Source organism: Mycobacterium tuberculosis H37Rv, assembly GCF_000195955.2.
GTDB lineage: Bacteria > Actinomycetota > Actinomycetes > Mycobacteriales > Mycobacteriaceae > Mycobacterium > Mycobacterium tuberculosis.
This window is the reverse complement of sequence record NC_000962.3, coordinates 1,338,554-1,357,100: the sequence shown is the minus strand read 5'-3', so window position 1 is coordinate 1,357,100 and position 18,547 is coordinate 1,338,554. Positions and strand designations below refer to the sequence as shown.

Sequence of the window (18,547 nt, the reverse complement as noted above, 5' to 3'; positions counted from 1 at the left end):
TTTCGTGCCGAAATGGGCGATTCTGTGTCTGCTCGCGCCGCTAACCGGACCTAGATCCAAACACCCTTGCCCACGGCGACCACGCCGCCGGCGCTGATCGCGAAGCGTTCCCGGTCCTTCTCCAGATCCACGCCGACCATCTCACCGGGCCCGACGACGACGTTCTTGTCCAGGATCGCGTGGCGCACCACCGCCCCGCGCCCAACGCGGGTGCCGGGCATGATCACACTGCCCTCAACGATCGCGCCGTCGTCGACCACGACGTTCGACGACAGCACCGAATTACGCACCGAGGCCGCCGAGATGATGCTGCCGGCACCAACCACCGACTCCTGTGCGGAGCCGCCATTGACGAACTTCGCCGGCGCCAGGTTCTCCGACTCCCCGCGGATCGGCCACCGCTTGTTGTACAGGTTGAACACCGGGTGCACCGACACCAGGTCCATATGTGCGTCGTAAAACGCGTCAAGCGTCCCGACGTCGCGCCAATATGCTCGGTCGCGATCGGTGGCACCAGGCACTTCGTTATCGGAGAAGTCATAGACCGCCGCCATACCGTCGGCCACCAACCGCGGAACGATGTCACCACCCATGTCGTGGTCCGAGTGGTCGTCGTCGGCGTCGGCGCGAATCGCGTCGATAAGCACCTTGGTCGTGAAAATGTAGTTGCCCATTGAGACGAACGTGGTGTCGGGGTCGTCGGGGGTTCCGGGCGGCTCCAGCGGCTTCTCAACGAAGCTGCGAATACGGCCGGAGTCATCGGCGTCGATACAACCGAACGCGGTCGCATTTTCACGTGGAACCCGTATGCCGGCCACCGTCGCGCCGGCACCGCTGTCGATGTGGAACCGGACCATCTGTTCGGGATCCATACGGTAGACGTGGTCGGCGCCGAAAACCACTATGTAGTCTGGATCTTCGTCGTAGATCAAGTTCAGCGATTGATAGATCGCATCGGCGGAGCCGGTATACCAGCGCGGGCCGAGGCGCTGCTGTGCCGGCACCGGGGTGATGTACTCACCCGCCAGACCAGACAACCGCCAGTTCTGCGAGATATGGCGGTCCAGTGAATGCGACTTGTATTGGGTGAGAACACAGATCCTCAGATACCGGGCGTTGACGAGGTTTGAGAGTACGAAATCGATCAATCGATAGGCGCCGCCGAAAGGAACCGCGGGCTTGGCCCGGTCCGCGGTCAGCGGATAAAGCCGCTTGCCCTCACCGCCGGCTAAGACTATGCCCAGCACGTGCGGCACTTCTCTCATGGCTCAAACCTATCGGCCCCCGCAAACCACTGCCAAGGGGAATCCGCCCCTGGCTACTGCTCTGACGGGCTGTCCGTCAAGGTGTTTGGCCCCGTTCGACGGGTGCTGTGCCGCCTCCGCCTCCTCCTCGGCCCGCCACGCGGGCCGCCCCGTCACCGCACTACGGTGCGGGGTATGCGGGTGGCGATGTTGACTCGGGAATACCCACCGGAGGTTTACGGTGGAGCCGGGGTACATGTCACCGAACTGGTTGCCTACCTACGCCGGCTGTGCGCGGTCGACGTGCACTGCATGGGCGCACCCCGCCCGGGCGCATTTGCCTATCGGCCCGACCCGAGGCTAGGCAGCGCCAACGCGGCGCTGTCCACCTTGTCCGCGGACCTGGTGATGGCCAATGCCGCCAGCGCGGCCACCGTCGTGCATTCACACACCTGGTACACCGCTCTGGCGGGGCATCTGGCCGCGATACTCTACGACATCCCGCATGTTTTGACCGCACATTCGCTCGAACCGTTGCGGCCATGGAAGAAGGAGCAACTCGGCGGCGGCTACCAGGTATCGACATGGGTCGAGCAGACCGCGGTGCTGGCCGCCAACGCGGTCATTGCGGTCAGTTCTGCAATGCGCAACGACATGTTGCGGGTCTATCCCAGCCTGGATCCGAACCTGGTGCACGTCATCCGGAACGGGATCGACACCGAGACGTGGTATCCGGCCGGGCCCGCGCGTACCGGGTCGGTGCTGGCCGAGCTCGGGGTCGATCCGAACCGGCCCATGGCGGTGTTCGTCGGGCGAATCACCCGGCAAAAGGGAGTCGTCCACCTGGTAACAGCCGCGCACCGATTCAGATCGGACGTACAGCTAGTGCTCTGCGCGGGTGCTGCGGACACGCCGGAAGTAGCCGACGAAGTGCGCGTCGCGGTGGCCGAACTGGCCCGCAATCGCACTGGCGTGTTTTGGATCCAAGACCGGCTTACCATCGGACAACTACGAGAAATACTTTCGGCAGCAACAGTTTTCGTGTGCCCGTCGGTGTACGAGCCGCTGGGTATCGTAAACCTGGAAGCGATGGCGTGCGCAACCGCCGTGGTGGCCTCCGACGTCGGCGGGATCCCCGAGGTGGTCGCCGACGGGATCACCGGCTCACTGGTGCATTACGACGCCGACGACGCGACCGGTTACCAGGCCAGATTGGCTGAGGCGGTCAATGCCTTGGTCGCCGACCCGGCAACGGCGGAGCGCTACGGGCATGCCGGACGCCAGCGCTGTATCCAAGAGTTCTCCTGGGCATACATCGCCGAGCAGACACTGGACATCTACCGGAAGGTGTGCGCGTAACGCCGACCATTCGCCGTTGGGCTGGTCTTAGCTAGTAACGCCTTTGAGTTCGTCACCCAGTGCGGCGGCTTCGTCGGGTGTCAGCTCGACGACCAGGCGACCGCCACCCTCAAGTGGTACTCGCATCACAATGCCGCGCCCCTCCTTAGTTGCTTCCAAAGGACCGTCGCCGGTCCGGGGCTTCATCGCCGCCATTGAGTGCTCCCTCCAGATTCGGGCTGGCCCGCCTGCGCGAGCCTGGTCGGCGCCGAGCATGCCCCGCCATTGGATTTCCAGCCATACCCGACATTGAACTGCCAAATCACCCCCCTATTGTTCCCTATTCGGGTTCATCAGGTGCACAAGCCCCGGCGCAATGACTTCACCGGGCCGCCATCGGGCAGCCCGGCTGGTCAAAAGGTCGCTCAGTGGGCACCCAGCATGCTTGGATATGGTCGTCGACCATCCCGGTCGCCTGCATCAACGCATAGGCGGTGGTGGGCCCGACGAAACGGAACCCGCGCCGCTTCAACTCACGCGACATAGCCTTCGATTCCGTGCTGACCGAGGGAATTTCGGAACCGTCGACGGGCCGGGGCCGAGGCGGTGGCGCGAACGACCACAGCAGCTCGGATAGGTCTTCGGACGACCCCAGATCGGCAGCTGCGCGCGCGTTGGCGATCGTCGCCTCAATCTTGGCGCGGTTGCGCACGATTCCGTCATCGGCGAGTAGCCGTCGCACATCGGTATCGGTGTAGCGAGCGATCTTGTCGATGTCGAACCCAGAGAATGCGCGCCGGAAATTCTCCCGCTTGCGCAGGATTATCAACCATGACAGGCCACTCTGGAAGGCCTCCAGGCTCATTCGCTCGAACAAAGCCACCCGGCCGTACAGCGGACGCCCCCATTCGTTGTCGTGATAGTCGCGGTACAGCTGGGCATCGGGCCCTGGACGAACCTCCGCCCAGGGGCAGCGAACCAGCCCGTCGCCGCTCACGCGGGGTCAGAACGGTAGTGCACGACGGTCTCGCCGCGCGAAGGGTTTGACGCGTCAGACTCGGCCTCGGCGTCTTCCGACGAGGCGTGGATCGCCCCGAGCTGAGAGCGTAGCGCCTCGAGCTCACGGCCGAGCCGTTCCAGCACCCAGTCCACCTCGCTGGTCTTGTACCCGCGCAGCACCTGCGTGAACTTGACCGCGTCGACGTCGGCGCGGGTGACCCCGAACGCCGGCAGCGTCGTCGCCGTCGTCGCCCGCGGCAGGGGCGGCAACTGCTCGCCACGGCCGAATAGCAAGCTCGCCGCAGCGAACAGCACGATCGCCACCAGGACCAGCACCACCAGGTACACCAACACCAACGCCACGTCATCGATCTTGCCCTAAGGCGCCGACGCGGTGTCGGTCAGCGCGGCCGCATCACCTTCATCGGCGGCCGGTCGACTAGTGATACCGGCCAGGTGTGCCGCGTGTAGTCACTATCGTCCGGGCCGCCGGGCAAGAACTGGGTCAGCCCGACACCGGAATCGGGAATTCCACAGCGCGACAGCAGGGTCGCGATGACCTGGCGGCTCATCGCGCCGAGCTCGTCTAGGGGCCGGTTACGGTGCGCCCGAACGCCCAAGTTGACCTGGGCGATTGCGTCCAGGCCCAACCGGTCGAACGTGTCTATCAAGAGGCCGATCTCCACGCCGTAGCCGGGGGCAAATGGCAGCGATGTCAGCAGCTCCCGGCTGGCCGCATACTCACCGCTCAGCGGCTGCAGTACACAACCCAGCTCGGGCCGCAGCGCGGCTAACAGTGGCCGCGCCACCAGCTCGGTGACCCTCCCGCCGCCGGTGGCGCACACCCCACTCGTCACGTCGCTGACCTGCAGCGGCCGTCGGTAAAAGCTCTTGACCAGCTGAATGCCTTCGCCGGTGAGCAGCGGACCGACCAGCCATGGCACAAACAAGGGGTGCGGGTTGATCAGGTCTGAGTCGATGAACACCACGATGTCGCCGCTGGTGGCCGCCAGTGAACGCCACAATGCCTCACCTTTGCCGGGCCGTACCGGCACCTCGGGCAACGCCTGTTCACGGCTGACAACCCGGGCGCCGGAGGCGATGGCCCGGATCTCGGTGTCGTCGGTGGAACCGGAGTCCAGCACGATCAATTCATCGACCAGGCCATCGACCAGCGGAGAGATGCTGTCGATCACCGATTCGATGGTCGCTTCCTCGTTGAGGGCCGGCAGCACCACCGAAATCGTCCGTCCGGCCTTTGCCGCTTCCAACTCCCCGATCGTCCAGCCGGGACGGTGCCAAGTAGTGTCCAAGGGCAGCGCGCCAGGGGCCCTGCCACCGGCGAGATCGCCGGCGACCAGCTCCGATGCTGTCATGCGAGTCCTCTCACCGTGCGCGTCGGCGGCCGGACCCCCTGAATCGATGCCACCATTTCCAGCACCCGCCGGGTGGCGGCGACCTCATGCACCCGAAACATGCGCGCCCCGGCGGCCGCAGCCAACGCGGTGGCTGCCAGCGTTCCCTCAAGCCGTTCGGTCAAATCCACGCCCAGAGTCTCCCCGACAACGTCCTTGTTGCTCAAAGCCATCAGCACGGGCCACCCGGTCATAACAAGATCGGCCACGTGTCGCAATAGCAGCAGCCCATGGAAGGTGTTCTTGCCGAAGTCGTGTGCCGGGTCGATCAACACCTTCTCGCGGGCCACCCCGGCCGCGACGGCCCGCTCGGCGGCGGCTGTGACCTGGCTAATCACAGCATCCACCACACCGCGGGTAGTCGTACCGTAGCTCACCCGGAAGGGTCGCGTGCGTGGCAGCGCGCCGCCGGTGTGCGCACACACCAGGCCCGCGCCGAACTCGGCGGCCACCTCGGGCATGGCCGGGTCGACGCCACCCCAGGTGTCGTTGATCAGGTCCGCCCCCGCCGCGCAGGCCGCCTTCGCCACCTGCGCGCGCCAGGTGTCGACACTGATCAGCTGGTCCGGGTAAGCACCGCGGAGCCATTCGATGAACGGCACCAGCCGCGTGATCTCGGTGTCGACGTCGACGCGTTCACCCGGGCCGGCTTTGACACCGCCGACGTCGATGACGTCGGCACCGTCGGCGACGGCCCGGTGGACCGCGTCTCTGGCAGCCGCGTCGCTGAAAGTCGCACCCTTGTCGTAAAACGAATCCGGGGTGCGGTTGACGATCGCCATGATCAGCGCACGATCACCTGCGACTGGACGGCCGCACAGCGTTGAATGGCCGGCTAACGCCGGCGGTGTTGAATGGCCGGCTAACGCCGGCGGTGTTGAACGACCGGCTGAGGCCGGCGGTGTTGAACGCACGCATCCATAGTGCCTGGTTACCGTCGAGCGTCCAGTGCGGGTATCGAGACTGCGCCCGGAATCCGCTAGCCCTGCGGTCGCCTTCCGAGCGAAACCTCCTCAGGGTATTCGGCGTAGTACGGCACATATCCTTCGTCCGGGCCGGCCAGTACGTACAGCGGATCCTCGATGTCGGCGCCATAGGCCTGGTTGCGCAACTCCACCTTGCGACTCTTGAACGTCGTGGTGTGCGCCAGCGACCCCACTACCCGAACAAAGAGCGGAAGTGCATAGCCGGGCAAGTGACCGTAAACCGTTCGGGCCAGCGCCTGGCCGTCGAATTCGGCGCCAGCGCGCAGTGTGATCGCGGCCATTCCGGCGCGCCCGCCGGTGCGCGGAATCTGGACGCCGTAGACCGTGCACTCCTCGACGGTCTGGTCGGAGGCCAGTGCCGCTTCGACCTGAGTGGTGGCGACATTCTCGCCCTTCCAGCGGAAGGTGTCGCCCAGCCGATCGACGAAGGCGGCATGGCCCATGCCCTGCGGGCTCATCACGTCACCGGTGTTGAACCAACAGTCGCCATCTCGAAAAGCGTTGCGCACCAACTTCTTTTCGCTGGCAACCGGGTCGGTGTAGCCGTCGAACGGCTGCAGCCGGTTGACCCGGCTAAGCAACAGGCCGGGTTCACCGTCGGGTACCCGACGCACTCGCCCGCTCGCATCCCGCAGCGGATCGCCGGTGTCCAGGTCGTATTCCACAAAGGCAAGCGGCATCGGCGATACCCCGGCGGTCCTGGGCACGTTGAAGATGTTGATAAAGGCCGAGTTGCCTTCGCTGGCGGCGTAGAACTCGCACACCCGCGCGACCCCGAAGCGGGTGGTGAACTCATCCCAGATCTCCGGCCGCAGCCCGTTACCGCAGATCACCCGCACCTGGTGGGCACGGTCGGTCGGCTTGGCCGGCTGGTTGAGCAGATAACGGCAGATTTCGCCGATGTAGACGAACGCCGTCGCCCGGTTGGCAATCACCTCATCCCAGAACCGCGACGCCGAAAACGACTTACCCAGCGCCAGGGTCGCCCCAGAATTGATCACCGACGACACCGCGACCGTTAACGCGTTGTTGTGGTACAGCGGCAGGCAGCTGTAGAGCGTGTCGGAACCCTTCAGCCGCAGCCCCATCCCTCCGAAGACGGCCAGCGCCCGCAGCCACCGATGATGCGTCATGACACTGGCCTTGGGAAATCCGGTGGTGCCCGAGGTGAAGATGTAGAACGCGGTGTCTTTGGCTTGCACCGCCGACGCCGACGCCGGGTTGGTGGCGGGCGCCGTTGTGGCGAATCGCTCCACGTCCTCGACGGTCAGCACGTCGCCCGCTACCCGGCCGCGCGAGGCGCCGCATTCGGCGACGGCGCTGACCAAGTCGGACTCTGCGATCAGTACCTTCGCGTCCAGCAGACCCAGGCTGTGCGCCAACACCTCGCCGCGCTGGTGGTAGTTGAGCATGCCGGCGATAGCGCCGCACTTGACCGTGGCCAGCATCGCCAAGACTGTGCTGGGTGAGTTACGCAACATGATGCCAACGACGTCGCCGGGGCCGACGCCGCGGGCGGCCAACACCGCGGCGTACCGGTTGGCGGTGGCGTTAGCGTCGCGGTAGGTCAGCTGCTGATCGCCGAATTTCAGGAAGACTCGGTCACCGTAGCGAGCGGCCCGGTCCTGGAACACCGTGCCGATCGACGCCTTGGAATTCGGCCGGGCCAGCAGCCCGGTCATTGCCCCACGCACAATCACCGGCGTGTCCGCCAACACTCGCGGCATCCGAGTTGCCAGGTCGATCAGCCTGACCGTTGTGTGTGCGCCGCCGTAGTAATCGGACACGTAAGCCCTCGATTCGTTTGCGAAATGTCGAATTGGTTGTCGACCAACCTCAGGAAGGTGCGCAGGCCCGCAGAGCGTCCTTGACGTTATCGACTACCACCAGCCGTTCCATCGCCGTGGGTGAGACGTAACCGGTGTCGAGCAATCCGTTCAGCCATGCCCGCAGTCCATCGAAATGCCCCCAGGGATCTACCATCACAATGGGTTTGTCATGGGTACCGAGATACCCGTCGGTCCATGCGTCAAACAGCTCGTCTAGGGTGCCGACACCGCCCGGCAACACGATGAACGCATCTGAGCGATCTTCCATAATCTGCTTGCGCTCCCACATGGTGTCGGTGACGATTAGCTCGTCGGCGTCGTGATCAGCCAGTTCGCGGTACACCAGCATCTTGGGAATCACGCCGACGGTCCAGCCGCCGCAGGCTCGCGCCGCCGAGGCGACAGCCCCCATCGCCGAAACATGGCCACCTCCCCACACCAGCGTCCAGCCACGTCCGGCGATTGCCGCGCCGACTTCGGCGGCCAGCTCTAGCAACTCCGCGTGCGTTGGCGAGGCCGCGCAATACACGGCCACAGTCCAATCACCGGTAATGTCGATTTTCGCCGACATACACCAGAACGTAGACCACCGATGTGAACCGCGTACATTTTTGGCCTATCCCCCGCTCGAATGTCGTTGGGCGCAACCGCCATAAAATCCGGCGATGCGCGTCTGGAAACACGTGGAGGCGGCCGTCGACAGTCCGGATCGGTGCGGGGTGGTGCTGGTCGGGCCACACGGCGTCGGCAAGACGCTGCTGGCGCAACTGGCTGCCGAGCAGGTCATGTCCGAGGACGGCAGGAGCGGCCGGGCTCGCTGGGTGGTGGGAACCGCTCCAGGGCGGGCCATCCCGTTCGGCGCTTTCCGCCATTTGATCAGCCTGCCCGCCTCCGGAGCCGACATTGGGCGGCCCGCGGCGCTGCTGCGGGCGGCGCGTAGTTCCCTGACCGGTGATGCTGGCGATCTGCTGCTGGTGGTCGACGACGCGCACAACCTGGATCCGCTGTCGGCCACCTTGGTGTACCAGCTGGCGCGGGCCGGGGCGGCGCGGCTGGTGGTCACCGTCGCCTCGGAGGCCGAGCCACCGGACGCTATAGCTGCGCTCTGGTCCGATGACCTGCTCACCCGGGTCGCCATCGAGCCGCTCGACAGGGCCCAAACCGCGGCGTTCGTGGAGTCGGCGCTGGACGCGACACTGGACGTCGCCGACGCCGACGAGCTCTTTCGGCGCAGCCTTGGCAACCCGTTGTATCTGCGCCACCTCATCGACGGCGGTGGTCTCGAACACGTGGACGGCCGGTGGCGCTGTCGAGACGAGGATCGTCGGCCGCTGTCCGGCGTGATCGACGAGTACCTGTGCGCCCTGCCGGAACCGGCCCGCGCCGTTGTCGACTACCTCGCCATCGCCGAACCGTTGGCGCGCACCGACCTGGTGGCCCTGGTCGGTGGCGAGCAGTTGGACACGCTCGGCCAAGCCGAAGCCGCCGGCGCGGTGCGGGTGGGTCCCGACAGCGATACCAGCGAGATTTTTGTCGGCCATCCGCTGTACGCCGACCGCGCACGCGCCGTATTGACGGCCGAGCACGCGCATGCATTGCGCGTGTCGCTGGTCGCGCAGCTGGCCAAGCACCCATCCGACCATGTCAGCGATCAGTTACGGCTGTCCTCACTGGCCATCGACGTCCCCGCCAGTGCTACCCCGGCCGCGGTCACGGATGCGGCGACCGCAGCCGGGCAGGCCCTGCGGCTCGGCGACGTCCGGCTTGCCGAACGGTTGGCGCGGGCAGCGCTGGATAGGTCGGACGCCCTGGCGGCACGCCTGCCCTTGGCTTACGCACTCGGTTGGCAGGGTCGCGGTCGCGAAGCTGACGCGGTGCTGGCGGCGGTGAATCCCGCCGAATTGACCGAGACCGAGCTGATGGCCTGGGCGATACCCCGGGCGGCGAATCGGTTCTGGATGCTCAACGAGCCCGAGCGCGCCACGGCGTTTCTGCAGACGACCCGCAGCCGAGTGACCGAGCCCACGGCCCGCAGCACCCTGGATGCGCTGGCGGCCACGTTTGCGATGAACTCCGGAAACTTGCCGCGGGCCATCACGCTGGCCACCGAGGTGCTGTCCGGACCGGCTGCCGACGACATGGCCGTGGCCTGGGCCGCCAGCGCTGCCGCGTTATCATCGGCACGAATGGGCCGGTTCGGCGACGTTGACCGGCTGGCCGAACGGGCGTCGGCCGCCGAACATCCGGGGCTGCTGCGGTTCACCGTGGGCCTGGCTCAGATCACGTCGCTGCTGCTGGCAGGCGACGTCGCGCCGGCTCAGGAGCTGGCCAAGCGGTTCACCGACTTCGCCTAGCTGCAGCAACCTGGCCGGTCCATCGGTGAAGTGTTGTTGGCGTACGTACTGATCACCAAAGGCGAATTCGGCGCCGCGGCATCGATGCTGGAGCCGGCCGCCGCCACACTGGAACGAACCGGCTACTCGTGGGGTCCGCTGTCGCTGATGTTGTTGGCAACGGCCATCGCGCAGCAAGGCCATATCGCCGAGTCTGCAAAAACACTGCAGCGCGCTGAAGCTCGGCACGGAACGAAGTCCGCGTTGTTCGCACCCGAGCTCGGGCTGGCCAGGGCCTGGACCAGGGCGGCGGCCCAGGACATGACAGGGGCCATCGCGGCGGCCCGGGAGGCCGCCCGGACGGCTGAGCGGGCCGGGCAGGCGGCGGTGGCCCTATGCGCCTGGCATAACGCGGTTCGGTTGGGCGACATCCGTGCGGTGGACCCGGTGACTCGCCTCGCCGCCGAAATCGACTGCACCGTAGGAAATATCCTCGTCAAGCACGCCCGTGGCCTGGCCGACGGAGATGCTGCCGAGCTGACCGCGGTGGCTGAGGAGCTGGCCGGGATCGGGATGGCAGCCGCGGCAGCCGACGCGACCAAGGCGGCAGCACGCTTGGGGCCACAGCAGCGCTAGCCACCCAGGTATCGGCGCAGCAAGTCCACGGCCGCGGTGATGTTGCCGACGGGCACCCGTTCGTCGCGGCAGTGCGCCAGGTTGGGATCACCCGGGCCGTAATTGACCGCCGGTATGCCCAAAGCGGCAAAGCGCGACACATCAGTCCAGCCATACTTGGCCCGGACCTGCCCGCCGGCGGCCTCGACCAGCGCCTTGGCCGCGGGCTCGGACAGGCCAGGCAGCGCACCGGCCGCGGCGTCCGTCTGCTCGATCTGCACGTCGAGCCCGTCGAACACGTCATGGACATGTTGCAATGCCGCGGCCACCGACCGGTCGGGGGCAAAGCGGTAGTTGATCGTGACCGAGGCCGCGTCAGGGATCACGTTGCCGGCGACGCCGCCTGCTACGCGCACCGCCGAGAGGCCCTCCCGATAGGTGCAACCGTCGATGTCGACGCTGCGTGCCCGGTAGACGGCCAACCGGTCCAGCACAGCACCCAACTTGTGGATTGCGTTGTCACCCAACCACGAACGCGCTGAATGCGCGCGAGTTCCGGTCACGCTGAGGACGACACGCAACGTGCCCTGGCAACCAGCCTCGATGCAGCCGGCGGTGGGCTCACCCAAGATGGCTACATCCGCGGATAGCCAGTCCGGCAGCTCGCGCTGGATGCGGCCTAAACCGTTTGCCGCCGAATCGATTTCCTCGCAGTCGTAGAACACCAGTGTTAGATCGTGCGTCGGTTCGGCCAGTGTAGCGGCCAGATGAAGGAAGACCGCGTCGCCGGATTTCATGTCGGCTGCGCCGCAGCCGTGCAGCTGGTCGTTCTCGCGGCGGCTAGGCAGGTTGCCGGCCACTGGCACGGTGTCCAGGTGTCCGGCCAACAGCACCCGCGAGGACCGGTTCAGCTTTGTACGCGCCAGCACCGCGTTGCCGTTGCGGATGATCTCGAACCCCGATGCCTGAGCGCGCAACGCCGCTTCCACCTCGTCGGCGATGCGTGCCTCCTTCCTCGACTCGCTGGGGATGTCAATCAGCGCCGCGGTCAATTCGATCGGGTCCCCGCGCAAATCCAGCACGGCGCTAGCTTAGTTGGCCGAGCAGACGCAAAAGCACCCGATTCTGGTCGAAATAGGGTGGTTTTGTGTCTGTTCGGCGGCACAAGTAGCGTGTCGACCGTGACTGGAGCAGCAGGCATCGGCCTGGCTACCCTCGCCGCTGACGGATCGGTCCTCGACACCTGGTTTCCCGCGCCGGAACTGACCGAATCGGGCACCAGCGCGACGTCACGACTGGCGGTGTCCGACGTTCCTGTCGAGCTGGCCGCGCTGATCGGCCGCGATGACGACCGCCGCACCGAGACCATCGCGGTCCGTACGGTCATCGGCTCGCTCGACGATGTCGCCGCTGACCCATACGATGCTTACCTGCGGCTTCACCTCTTGTCGCACCGCCTGGTGGCGCCCCATGGGTTGAACGCCGGCGGCTTGTTTGGGGTGCTGACCAATGTGGTGTGGACCAATCACGGACCCTGCGCCATAGACGGTTTCGAGGCGGTGCGGGCGCGGCTGCGCCGCCGCGGACCGGTGACTGTGTATGGCGTCGACAAGTTTCCCCGGATGGTCGACTACGTCGTGCCCACCGGCGTACGTATCGCCGATGCCGACCGCGTGCGGTTGGGCGCTCACCTGGCGCCGGGCACCACCGTGATGCATGAGGGCTTCGTCAACTACAACGCCGGCACCCTGGGCGCCTCGATGGTGGAAGGCCGCATCTCGGCGGGTGTGGTGGTGGGCGACGGCTCCGATGTCGGCGGCGGAGCGTCGATCATGGGCACGCTGTCTGGCGGTGGAACACACGTCATTTCGATCGGCAAGCGTTGTCTGCTCGGCGCCAACTCCGGTCTGGGCATCTCACTGGGCGACGACTGCGTGGTGGAGGCCGGGCTGTACGTGACCGCCGGCACGAGGGTCACCATGCCCGACAGCAATTCGGTCAAGGCGCGTGAGCTCTCCGGGAGCAGCAACCTGCTGTTTCGCCGCAATTCCGTCAGCGGGGCGGTCGAAGTGCTGGCCCGCGACGGTCAGGGCATTGCCCTCAACGAGGACCTGCACGCCAACTAGCGGCTGACGAGGGCCGATCCGGCGGTTTCGGGCAACCGATAGGTGCATACCAGGCTGATCAACGCGAGGATGGCCAGCATGACACCGATCGCCCAGCTGCCATAGGTTGCCACCAGCGCGCCGGCAATCACCGGCGGTAGCGCGCCGCCGGCAACCCCAGCGAGATTCGCCGCGAGCGCGCTGCCCGTGTATCGGTAGCTAGTAGCAAACAGTTCTGGGATGAACGATGCCGTGGGTCCGAAACCGAATCCGCCGATGGCATACATGCCGACGACAGCCACCGCGAACAAACTGGGGCTGCCGGAGTCGATCAGCGGCATGACCAACAGCGACCAGGGTAGAGCCACCGCCCACCCGGCCAATAGGACGCGGCGGCGCCCGAGTTGGTCGCAAAGAGCGGAAGAAAGCGCGGTGAACACGATGCACAGCAGTCCACCCAGCACACTGTCGAACAGGATGCTGCCGCGCGAATACCCCAGTCGGGTTTGAGCGTAGCTGGCCAAGTAAGTGCTGGCCAGGTAGACGAAGCCGAAGCAGCAAACGGCGCTGCCGGCGGCCAAGACTATCTCTCGCCGCTGCCGCCGCAGTACTTGGGCAATCGGCGTTTCGGCTGGGCCCAAACGGGTTTTTTCGTCTGCCCTTTCCCGGGCGAACACCGGGGTCTCGTCGATGTTGAACCGCACGTATAGGGCGACGGCGATCAGCGCCGCACTGACCAGAAACGGTATGCGCCACCCCCACTGCATGAATGTGGGGCTGCTTTCGCCAATGGTGTAGTTCACGCCCAGAAAGGTCAGGCTGGTCAGTACCAGCGCGATGCCGCCACCCACAACGGTGAACATCCCGTACCAGCCACGTTTGCTGGCGGGCGCGTACTCGGCGCTCAGCAGCGCCGAACCGGCCCACTCGCCGCCGACCGCGAACCCTTGCAGCAGCCGCATGGTCGTCAGGATCAGTGGGGCCGCGGCGCCGATGGCCACTGTCGTTGGAACCAGCCCGACAGTCACGGTTGCCAGGCCCATGATCAACAGTGTGGCGACCAGGGTCTTCTTGCGGCCGAGGCGGTCTCCAAAGTATCCAAAGACGGCCGCGCCGAACGGCCGGGATAGGAACGCCACAGCAAATGTCCCCATCGAGGCCACGGCGGCCACCGTGGGATCCAGGTGTGGGAAGAACACGGTGGGAAACACCAGCGCCGCAGCGGTGCCGTAGATAAGGAAGTCGTAGAATTCGATCGCCGAGCCGACAAGACATGCCAGCGCAACCCGCTTCATCGTCGTGGCAGGTGTTGGGCTGATTTTGGTCAACCCAGCACCTGCCAGGACGGGCTACGGATGTACACGGCGACGACGGTATGGGAGGATGTCCGGTCTTGCTCCGGTCATGTCCGGTGAATGTGCTGCCAACATCCTGGGGACCGTCCAGCGAGTTTCACCACACCTTGGGGCACCTTCTGTCACTGCTCGGTGCTGTGGATTGGTGTCAAGTTACGTCCAGGGGTGTGGTGTACGGGCAGGTAAGGCCGGTGGGCGTGTCGTAGCCCAGTAGTGGGCGGTCATCGCGTGATCCTTCGAAACGACCAGCAAAAGTCAATCGAAGGAAATGACGCAATGACCTCTTCTCATCTTATCGACACCGAGCAGCTTCTGGCTGACCAACTCGCACAGGCGAGCCCGGATCTGCTGCGCGGGCTGCTCTCGACGTTCATCGCCGCCTTGATGGGGGCTGAAGCCGACGCCCTGTGCGGGGCGGGCTACCGCGAACGCAGCGATGAGCGGTCCAATCAGCGCAACGGCTACCGCCACCGTGATTTCGACACCCGTGCCGCAACCATCGACGTCGCGATCCCCAAGCTGCGCCAGGGCAGCTATTTCCCGGACTGGCTGCTGCAGCGCCGCAAGCGAGCTGAACGCGCACTGACCAGCGTGGTGGCGACCTGCTACCTGCTGGGAGTATCCACTCGCCGGATGGAGCGCCTGGTCGAAACACTTGGTGTGACAAAGCTTTCCAAGTCGCAAGTGTCGATCATGGCCAAAGAGCTCGACGAAGCCGTAGAGGCGTTTCGGACCCGCCCGCTCGATGCCGGCCCGTATACCTTCCTCGCCGCCGACGCCCTGGTGCTCAAGGTGCGCGAGGCAGGCCGCGTCGTCGGAGTGCACACCTTGATCGCCACCGGCGTCAACGCCGAGGGCTACCGAGAGATCCTGGGCATCCAGGTCACCTCCGCCGAGGACGGGGCCGGCTGGCTGGCGTTCTTCCGCGACCTGGTCGCCCGCGGCCTGTCCGGGGTCGCGCTGGTCACCAGCGACGCCCACGCCGGCCTGGTGGCCGCGATCGGCGCCACCCTGCCCGCAGCGGCCTGGCAGCGCTGCAGAACCCACTACGCAGCCAATCTGATGGCAGCCACCCCGAAGCCCTCCTGGCCGTGGGTGCGCACCCTGCTGCACTCCATCTACGACCAGCCCGACGCCGAATCAGTTGTTGCCCAATATGATCGGGTACTCGACGCTCTGACCGACAAACTCCCCGCGGTGGCCGAGCACCTCGACACCGCCCGCACCGACCTGCTGGCGTTCACCGCCTTCCCCAAGCAGATCTGGCGCCAAATCTGGTCCAACAACCCCCAGGAACGCCTCAACCGAGAGGTACGACGCCGAACCGACGTCGTGGGCATCTTCCCCGACCGCGCCTCGATCATCCGCCTCGTCGGAGCCGTCCTCGCCGAACAACACGACGAATGGATCGAAGGACGGCGCTACCTGGGCCTCGAGGTCCTCACCCGAGCCCGAGCAGCACTGACCAGCACCGAAGAACCCGCCAAGCAGCAAACCACCAACACCCCAGCACTGACCACCTAGACTGCCACCCGAAGGATCACGCGAGGAACCTTCACTCGTACACCACGTCCCTGGCCTTGGCCTGGTGTCAGGCCCAGCTGGAGCCGACGGCGCTGTCGGTTTGCGCCATGTTGTTGCCGGCAGCCTGCACCTTCTGCCCGTGGGCGTTGGCCTGCTCGTAGATCACCTGGAAGTTACGGCCCAACTGGGTAATGAACCCCTGGCAGGCCGCCGAACCGGCGCCGCCCCAAAAGTCACTCGCGGTCAACACATCACGAATGATGGCCTGATGCTCGGCCTCCAGCAACCCGGCCTGAGCGCGGATCATGGCGCCGTGAGCGTCGACATCCCCGAATTGATAGTTGATGGTCATCGAACCTGTTCTCCTTCGCTTGTAAAAGTATTGTGCTGCAGCGGCTGACGTTAGCTGCTGAGGATCTGCTGGGAGGCCTGCTCTTGCTGCTCGTAGTTGTTGGCGTCGCGAACCAGCCCGTCACGCACCCCGTGCAGCATGTTCACGATGTTGCGAAACGCCTGATTCATCTGGGCCATGGTGTCTAGCGAGGTCGCCTCGGCCATGCCACTCCAGCCCGCACCGGAAATGTTTTGCGCGGACGCCCACATCCGGCGAGCCTCGTCCTCCACCGTCTGGGCGTGCACCTCAAAACGGCCCGCCATGTCCCGCATCGCGTGCGGATCCGTCATAAAACGTGAGGCCATGTTGCCTGTCTCCTTGTTGAACCTGGACCTAATACCTGTAACTTGTCATGCACATTGACTGTTGTCATAGCCGGCCGCGGAAACACCGAGACCGCCGATCACTGGTCAAATAACGACAGTCTGCGCCCCCTCTCCTAGCCGGCCGCCGGAGAATGCGGCATCACATAGGGTCGCGGCGGAACACGCAGCACACCACTGAGCCCACCACCGGCCCTGGCGCCCATCTGCCCCACCGGCAGCCCGCCCAGCATCTGCCCGGGCCCTCTTTCCGCGGCGCTGGTCAGGCTGGTCAGCGGCAGCGCCCGCGCCGCCGGGGTGACTGCCTGGTTGGCCGCGGCCCAGGCCTGCGGCACCGACAACGAACCGACCGAGGCCGCCCGACCCAAGTTGGCGGCCACCCCACCGCCCAGACCCGAAGAACCCAGCGAGCTGCCCAGCGAGCTCATCGCCCGGACCCCGTTTTGCGCCGCGGTTTGCACGGCCTGGGCGGCCGCCGCCGGAGCAAAGCCCTTCAACATCGAGCTCAAGGTGTTGGTCATCGACACACCCGAGTTGGTCATCGACATGTGGTTGTTGGCCATCGACACCATGTTGCTGATCGGCGACCGATGCGGCGAGACCGTCTTCCACAGGCCACCCAGCTTGGAAGAAGGCGTGGTGCCCTGCGTGGGCTGGGCCAGCTGTTGCAGCGCCTGGGGCACATTGTTCATCAACTGGTTCGCCGCGGCGGTGTCGGAGGCCTCCTCGACCGCGGCGGCCTGCTCGAGGAGCCCACCCGCGCTGGTCATCTCCGGCGCCTCCTCGAACGGCAGCAACGTCGCCGTCGCCGTCGCCGTCGCCGCGGCGTAGCCAAACATCGCGGCGGCGTCTTGGGCCCACATCTCGCCGTATTCGGCCTCGTTGACCGCGATCGCCGGGGTGTTTTGCCCCAAGAGGTTGGTCGCTATCAGAATCATCAGTTCAGCACGGTTCTCGGCGATCACCGGCGGGGGCACCGTCAGCCCATACGCCGTCTCGTAGGCCGCCGCAGCAACCCGGACCTGGGCGGCGGTCAGCTCGGCCTGCCCCGCGGTGACGCTCATCCACGCCACATACGGCGAGGCCGCCGCCACCATCAGACCCGCCGACGAACCTATCCACGACCCCACCGTCAGACCCCAGACCACCGACTGAAACGCCGACGCGGCCGAAAACAGGTCACTCGCCACGCTGTCCCACATCTGAGCCGCGGCCACCAGCGAGGCCGAACCCGGGCCGGCGTACATCCTCGCGGAGTTGATCTCCGGTGGTAACGCCCCGAAATCCACCATTACGTGTCCCTATTTCTCGTGGTTTCTCGTGCCGACTGTTCCTGGCTTAGCTGGCCGCCGCCGCATTGGCGACTTCAGTGGCCGCATACGAGCTGGCGCTGCTGGCAAGGGTGGCCACGAACTGGTCATGAATCGCAGCAGCCCGAGCGCTCACGGACTGATACATCGCCGCATGTGCGGCGAAGTGCGCCGCAGTCAGCGCCGACACCTCATCGGCAGCGGGGGGCACCACCCCAGTCGTCGGGGCCGCCGCAGCGGCATTGCTAGCCACAGTGGTAGCACCGATGCTCTGCAGGGTGTCAGCCGCCGCCGCCAACATCTCTGGGTATGCCATCACGAAAGACACGTGCACTCCATCCTCAAACGGCCCGAGCACTCGCACGGGTACGATCAGGAGCGGTTAGCAGTCAAGCGAACTGGTCGCCTACGTCCTTGGCCCCGATTCGTCGGTGACGAACTGCCGCCAATGATGGCGAGCCCGCAAGGACCGCAACAGGTCAAAAAATTTCAATCAGCATGAGCCAAAGTGCAATCTGCACCTACCGCCGCCGCCGAAGGGTAAATCTTCCCAATCAGCGCCCACTTGATGTGCAAAATGCACCCGCCGCACAGTTCACCATGTGGTTCGACGCGACAACGACGACTAGCTGGGTTACTATGCCCGGTCGGTGGCGGATTTCGCAAATTGCGGTGTGTCGCAAGTTGTTCAACACGGTCGACTCATCCAGCAGACCCACACCGTGATTTCGCGCACACACCGGCCGTGCAGTGTGAATCCGGCACAATAGTGCCAAC

19 protein-coding genes and 2 other annotated features are annotated in these 18,547 nt (G+C 65.6%); of the genes, 5 read left to right on the top strand and 14 right to left on the bottom strand.

What is annotated here, in order from left to right; genetic code table 11:
- Positions 1-50: 50 nt before the first annotated feature.
- Complete coding sequence (glgC, locus tag Rv1213) at positions 51-1,265, bottom strand: glucose-1-phosphate adenylyltransferase (RefSeq protein ID NP_215729.1); 1,215 nt, start codon at positions 1,263-1,265, stop codon at positions 51-53.
- Between the two features lie 174 nt (positions 1,266-1,439).
- Here glgC and glgA point away from each other — a divergent pair, with 174 nt between their 5' ends.
- Entirely contained in the window at positions 1,440-2,603 is a 1,164-nt protein-coding gene (gene glgA / locus Rv1212c) for a capsular glucan synthase (RefSeq protein NP_215728.1), read from the top strand.
- Positions 2,604-2,630: 27 nt separating this feature from the next.
- On the opposite strand, the gene Rv1211 is transcribed toward glgA, so the two are convergent.
- From Rv1211 to Rv1205, 7 genes are all read right to left on the bottom strand, one after another.
- Complete coding sequence (locus Rv1211) at positions 2,631-2,858, bottom strand: hypothetical protein (RefSeq protein NP_215727.1); 228 nt, start codon at positions 2,856-2,858, stop codon at positions 2,631-2,633.
- A gap of 106 nt (positions 2,859-2,964) precedes the next feature.
- Positions 2,965-3,579, bottom strand: coding sequence for a DNA-3-methyladenine glycosylase I TagA (gene tagA / locus Rv1210; RefSeq protein ID NP_215726.1), 615 nt, complete (start codon positions 3,577-3,579; stop codon positions 2,965-2,967).
- The gene (locus Rv1209; RefSeq protein NP_215725.1) at positions 3,576-3,944 is read right to left on the bottom strand and encodes a hypothetical protein; all 369 of its coding nucleotides are present in this window, start codon (positions 3,942-3,944) and stop codon (positions 3,576-3,578) included. Before Rv1209 ends, tagA begins: the two co-directional genes overlap by 4 nt.
- 38 nt (positions 3,945-3,982) lie before the next feature.
- Positions 3,983-4,957 (bottom strand): glucosyl-3-phosphoglycerate synthase, encoded by a 975-nt coding sequence (gene gpgS / locus Rv1208; RefSeq protein ID NP_215724.1) that lies wholly within the window; start codon positions 4,955-4,957, stop codon positions 3,983-3,985.
- Positions 4,954-5,910: a dihydropteroate synthase gene (gene folP2 / locus Rv1207; protein NP_215723.1), complete on the bottom strand. Its 957-nt coding sequence runs from the start codon at positions 5,908-5,910 to the stop codon at positions 4,954-4,956. The genes gpgS and folP2 overlap by 4 nt, the downstream gene beginning before the upstream one ends.
- Before the next feature lie 65 nt (positions 5,911-5,975).
- Positions 5,976-7,769 carry a fatty-acid--CoA ligase FadD6 gene (fadD6, locus tag Rv1206; protein NP_215722.1) on the bottom strand — a complete coding sequence of 598 codons (1,794 nt, stop codon included), beginning with the start codon at positions 7,767-7,769 and terminating at the stop codon, positions 5,976-5,978.
- Between the two features lie 49 nt (positions 7,770-7,818).
- Entirely contained in the window at positions 7,819-8,382 is a 564-nt protein-coding gene (locus Rv1205; protein NP_215721.1) for a hypothetical protein, read from the bottom strand.
- Positions 8,383-8,476: 94 nt separating this feature from the next.
- On the opposite strand from Rv1205, the gene Rv1204c reads away from it, so the two are divergent.
- Both Rv1204c and Rv1203c read left to right on the top strand, forming a co-directional pair.
- Positions 8,477-10,165 (top strand): hypothetical protein, encoded by a 1,689-nt coding sequence (locus Rv1204c; protein ID NP_215720.1) that lies wholly within the window; start codon positions 8,477-8,479, stop codon positions 10,163-10,165.
- Positions 10,166-10,195: 30 nt separating this feature from the next.
- A complete protein-coding gene (locus Rv1203c; RefSeq protein NP_215719.1) occupies positions 10,196-10,780 on the top strand; it encodes a hypothetical protein in 585 nt (194 codons plus the stop codon).
- On the opposite strand, the gene dapE is transcribed toward Rv1203c, so the two are convergent.
- Entirely contained in the window at positions 10,777-11,841 is a 1,065-nt protein-coding gene (gene dapE / locus Rv1202) for a succinyl-diaminopimelate desuccinylase DapE (protein ID YP_177796.1), read from the bottom strand. The genes Rv1203c and dapE overlap by 4 nt on opposite strands.
- A 90-nt stretch (positions 11,842-11,931) precedes the next feature.
- Here dapE and dapD point away from each other — a divergent pair, with 90 nt between their 5' ends.
- A complete protein-coding gene (gene dapD / locus Rv1201c; protein ID NP_215717.1) occupies positions 11,932-12,885 on the top strand; it encodes a 2,3,4,5-tetrahydropyridine-2,6-dicarboxylate N-succinyltransferase in 954 nt (317 codons plus the stop codon).
- On the opposite strand, the gene Rv1200 is transcribed toward dapD, so the two are convergent.
- Positions 12,882-14,159, bottom strand: coding sequence for an integral membrane transport protein (locus Rv1200; protein ID NP_215716.1), 1,278 nt, complete (start codon positions 14,157-14,159; stop codon positions 12,882-12,884). The two genes, dapD and Rv1200, sit on opposite strands and share 4 nt — an antisense overlap.
- 152 nt (positions 14,160-14,311) lie before the next feature.
- Positions 14,312-15,740, top strand: a mobile genetic element (IS1081-2, len: 1429 nt. Insertion sequence IS1081.).
- Between Rv1200 and Rv1199c the strand changes: the two genes are divergently transcribed.
- Entirely contained in the window at positions 14,496-15,743 is a 1,248-nt protein-coding gene (locus Rv1199c) for an insertion sequence element IS1081 transposase (protein NP_215715.1), read from the top strand. Its footprint overlaps the feature before it by 1,245 nt.
- Positions 15,744-15,810: 67 nt before the next feature.
- Here Rv1199c and esxL read toward each other — a convergent pair whose 3' ends face one another.
- The 4 genes from esxL to PE13 all read right to left on the bottom strand — a co-directional run bounded on the left by esxL (position 15,811) and on the right by PE13 (position 18,098).
- On the bottom strand, positions 15,811-16,095 hold the full coding sequence (gene esxL / locus Rv1198) for an ESAT-6 like protein EsxL (RefSeq protein ID NP_215714.1): 285 nt from the start codon (positions 16,093-16,095) through the stop codon (positions 15,811-15,813).
- Positions 16,096-16,145: 50 nt separating this feature from the next.
- Positions 16,146-16,442 (bottom strand): ESAT-6 like protein EsxK, encoded by a 297-nt coding sequence (esxK, locus tag Rv1197; protein ID NP_215713.1) that lies wholly within the window; start codon positions 16,440-16,442, stop codon positions 16,146-16,148.
- 33 nt (positions 16,443-16,475) lie between these two features.
- Positions 16,476-16,523: a sequence feature (ncrMT1234, fragment of putative small regulatory RNA (See Pelly et al., 2012), cloned from M. tuberculosis CDC1551; supported by RNA-seq in H37Rv (unpublished data).; Fragment of putative small regulatory RNA), on the bottom strand.
- 53 nt (positions 16,524-16,576) lie between these two features.
- Positions 16,577-17,752, bottom strand: a complete 1,176-nt coding sequence (gene PPE18 / locus Rv1196; RefSeq protein YP_177795.1) for a PPE family protein PPE18 — start codon at positions 17,750-17,752, stop codon at positions 16,577-16,579.
- Positions 17,753-17,798: 46 nt separating this feature from the next.
- Positions 17,799-18,098 carry a PE family protein PE13 gene (gene PE13, locus Rv1195; protein ID YP_177794.1) on the bottom strand — a complete coding sequence of 100 codons (300 nt, stop codon included), beginning with the start codon at positions 18,096-18,098 and terminating at the stop codon, positions 17,799-17,801.
- Positions 18,099-18,547 lie beyond the last annotated feature (449 nt).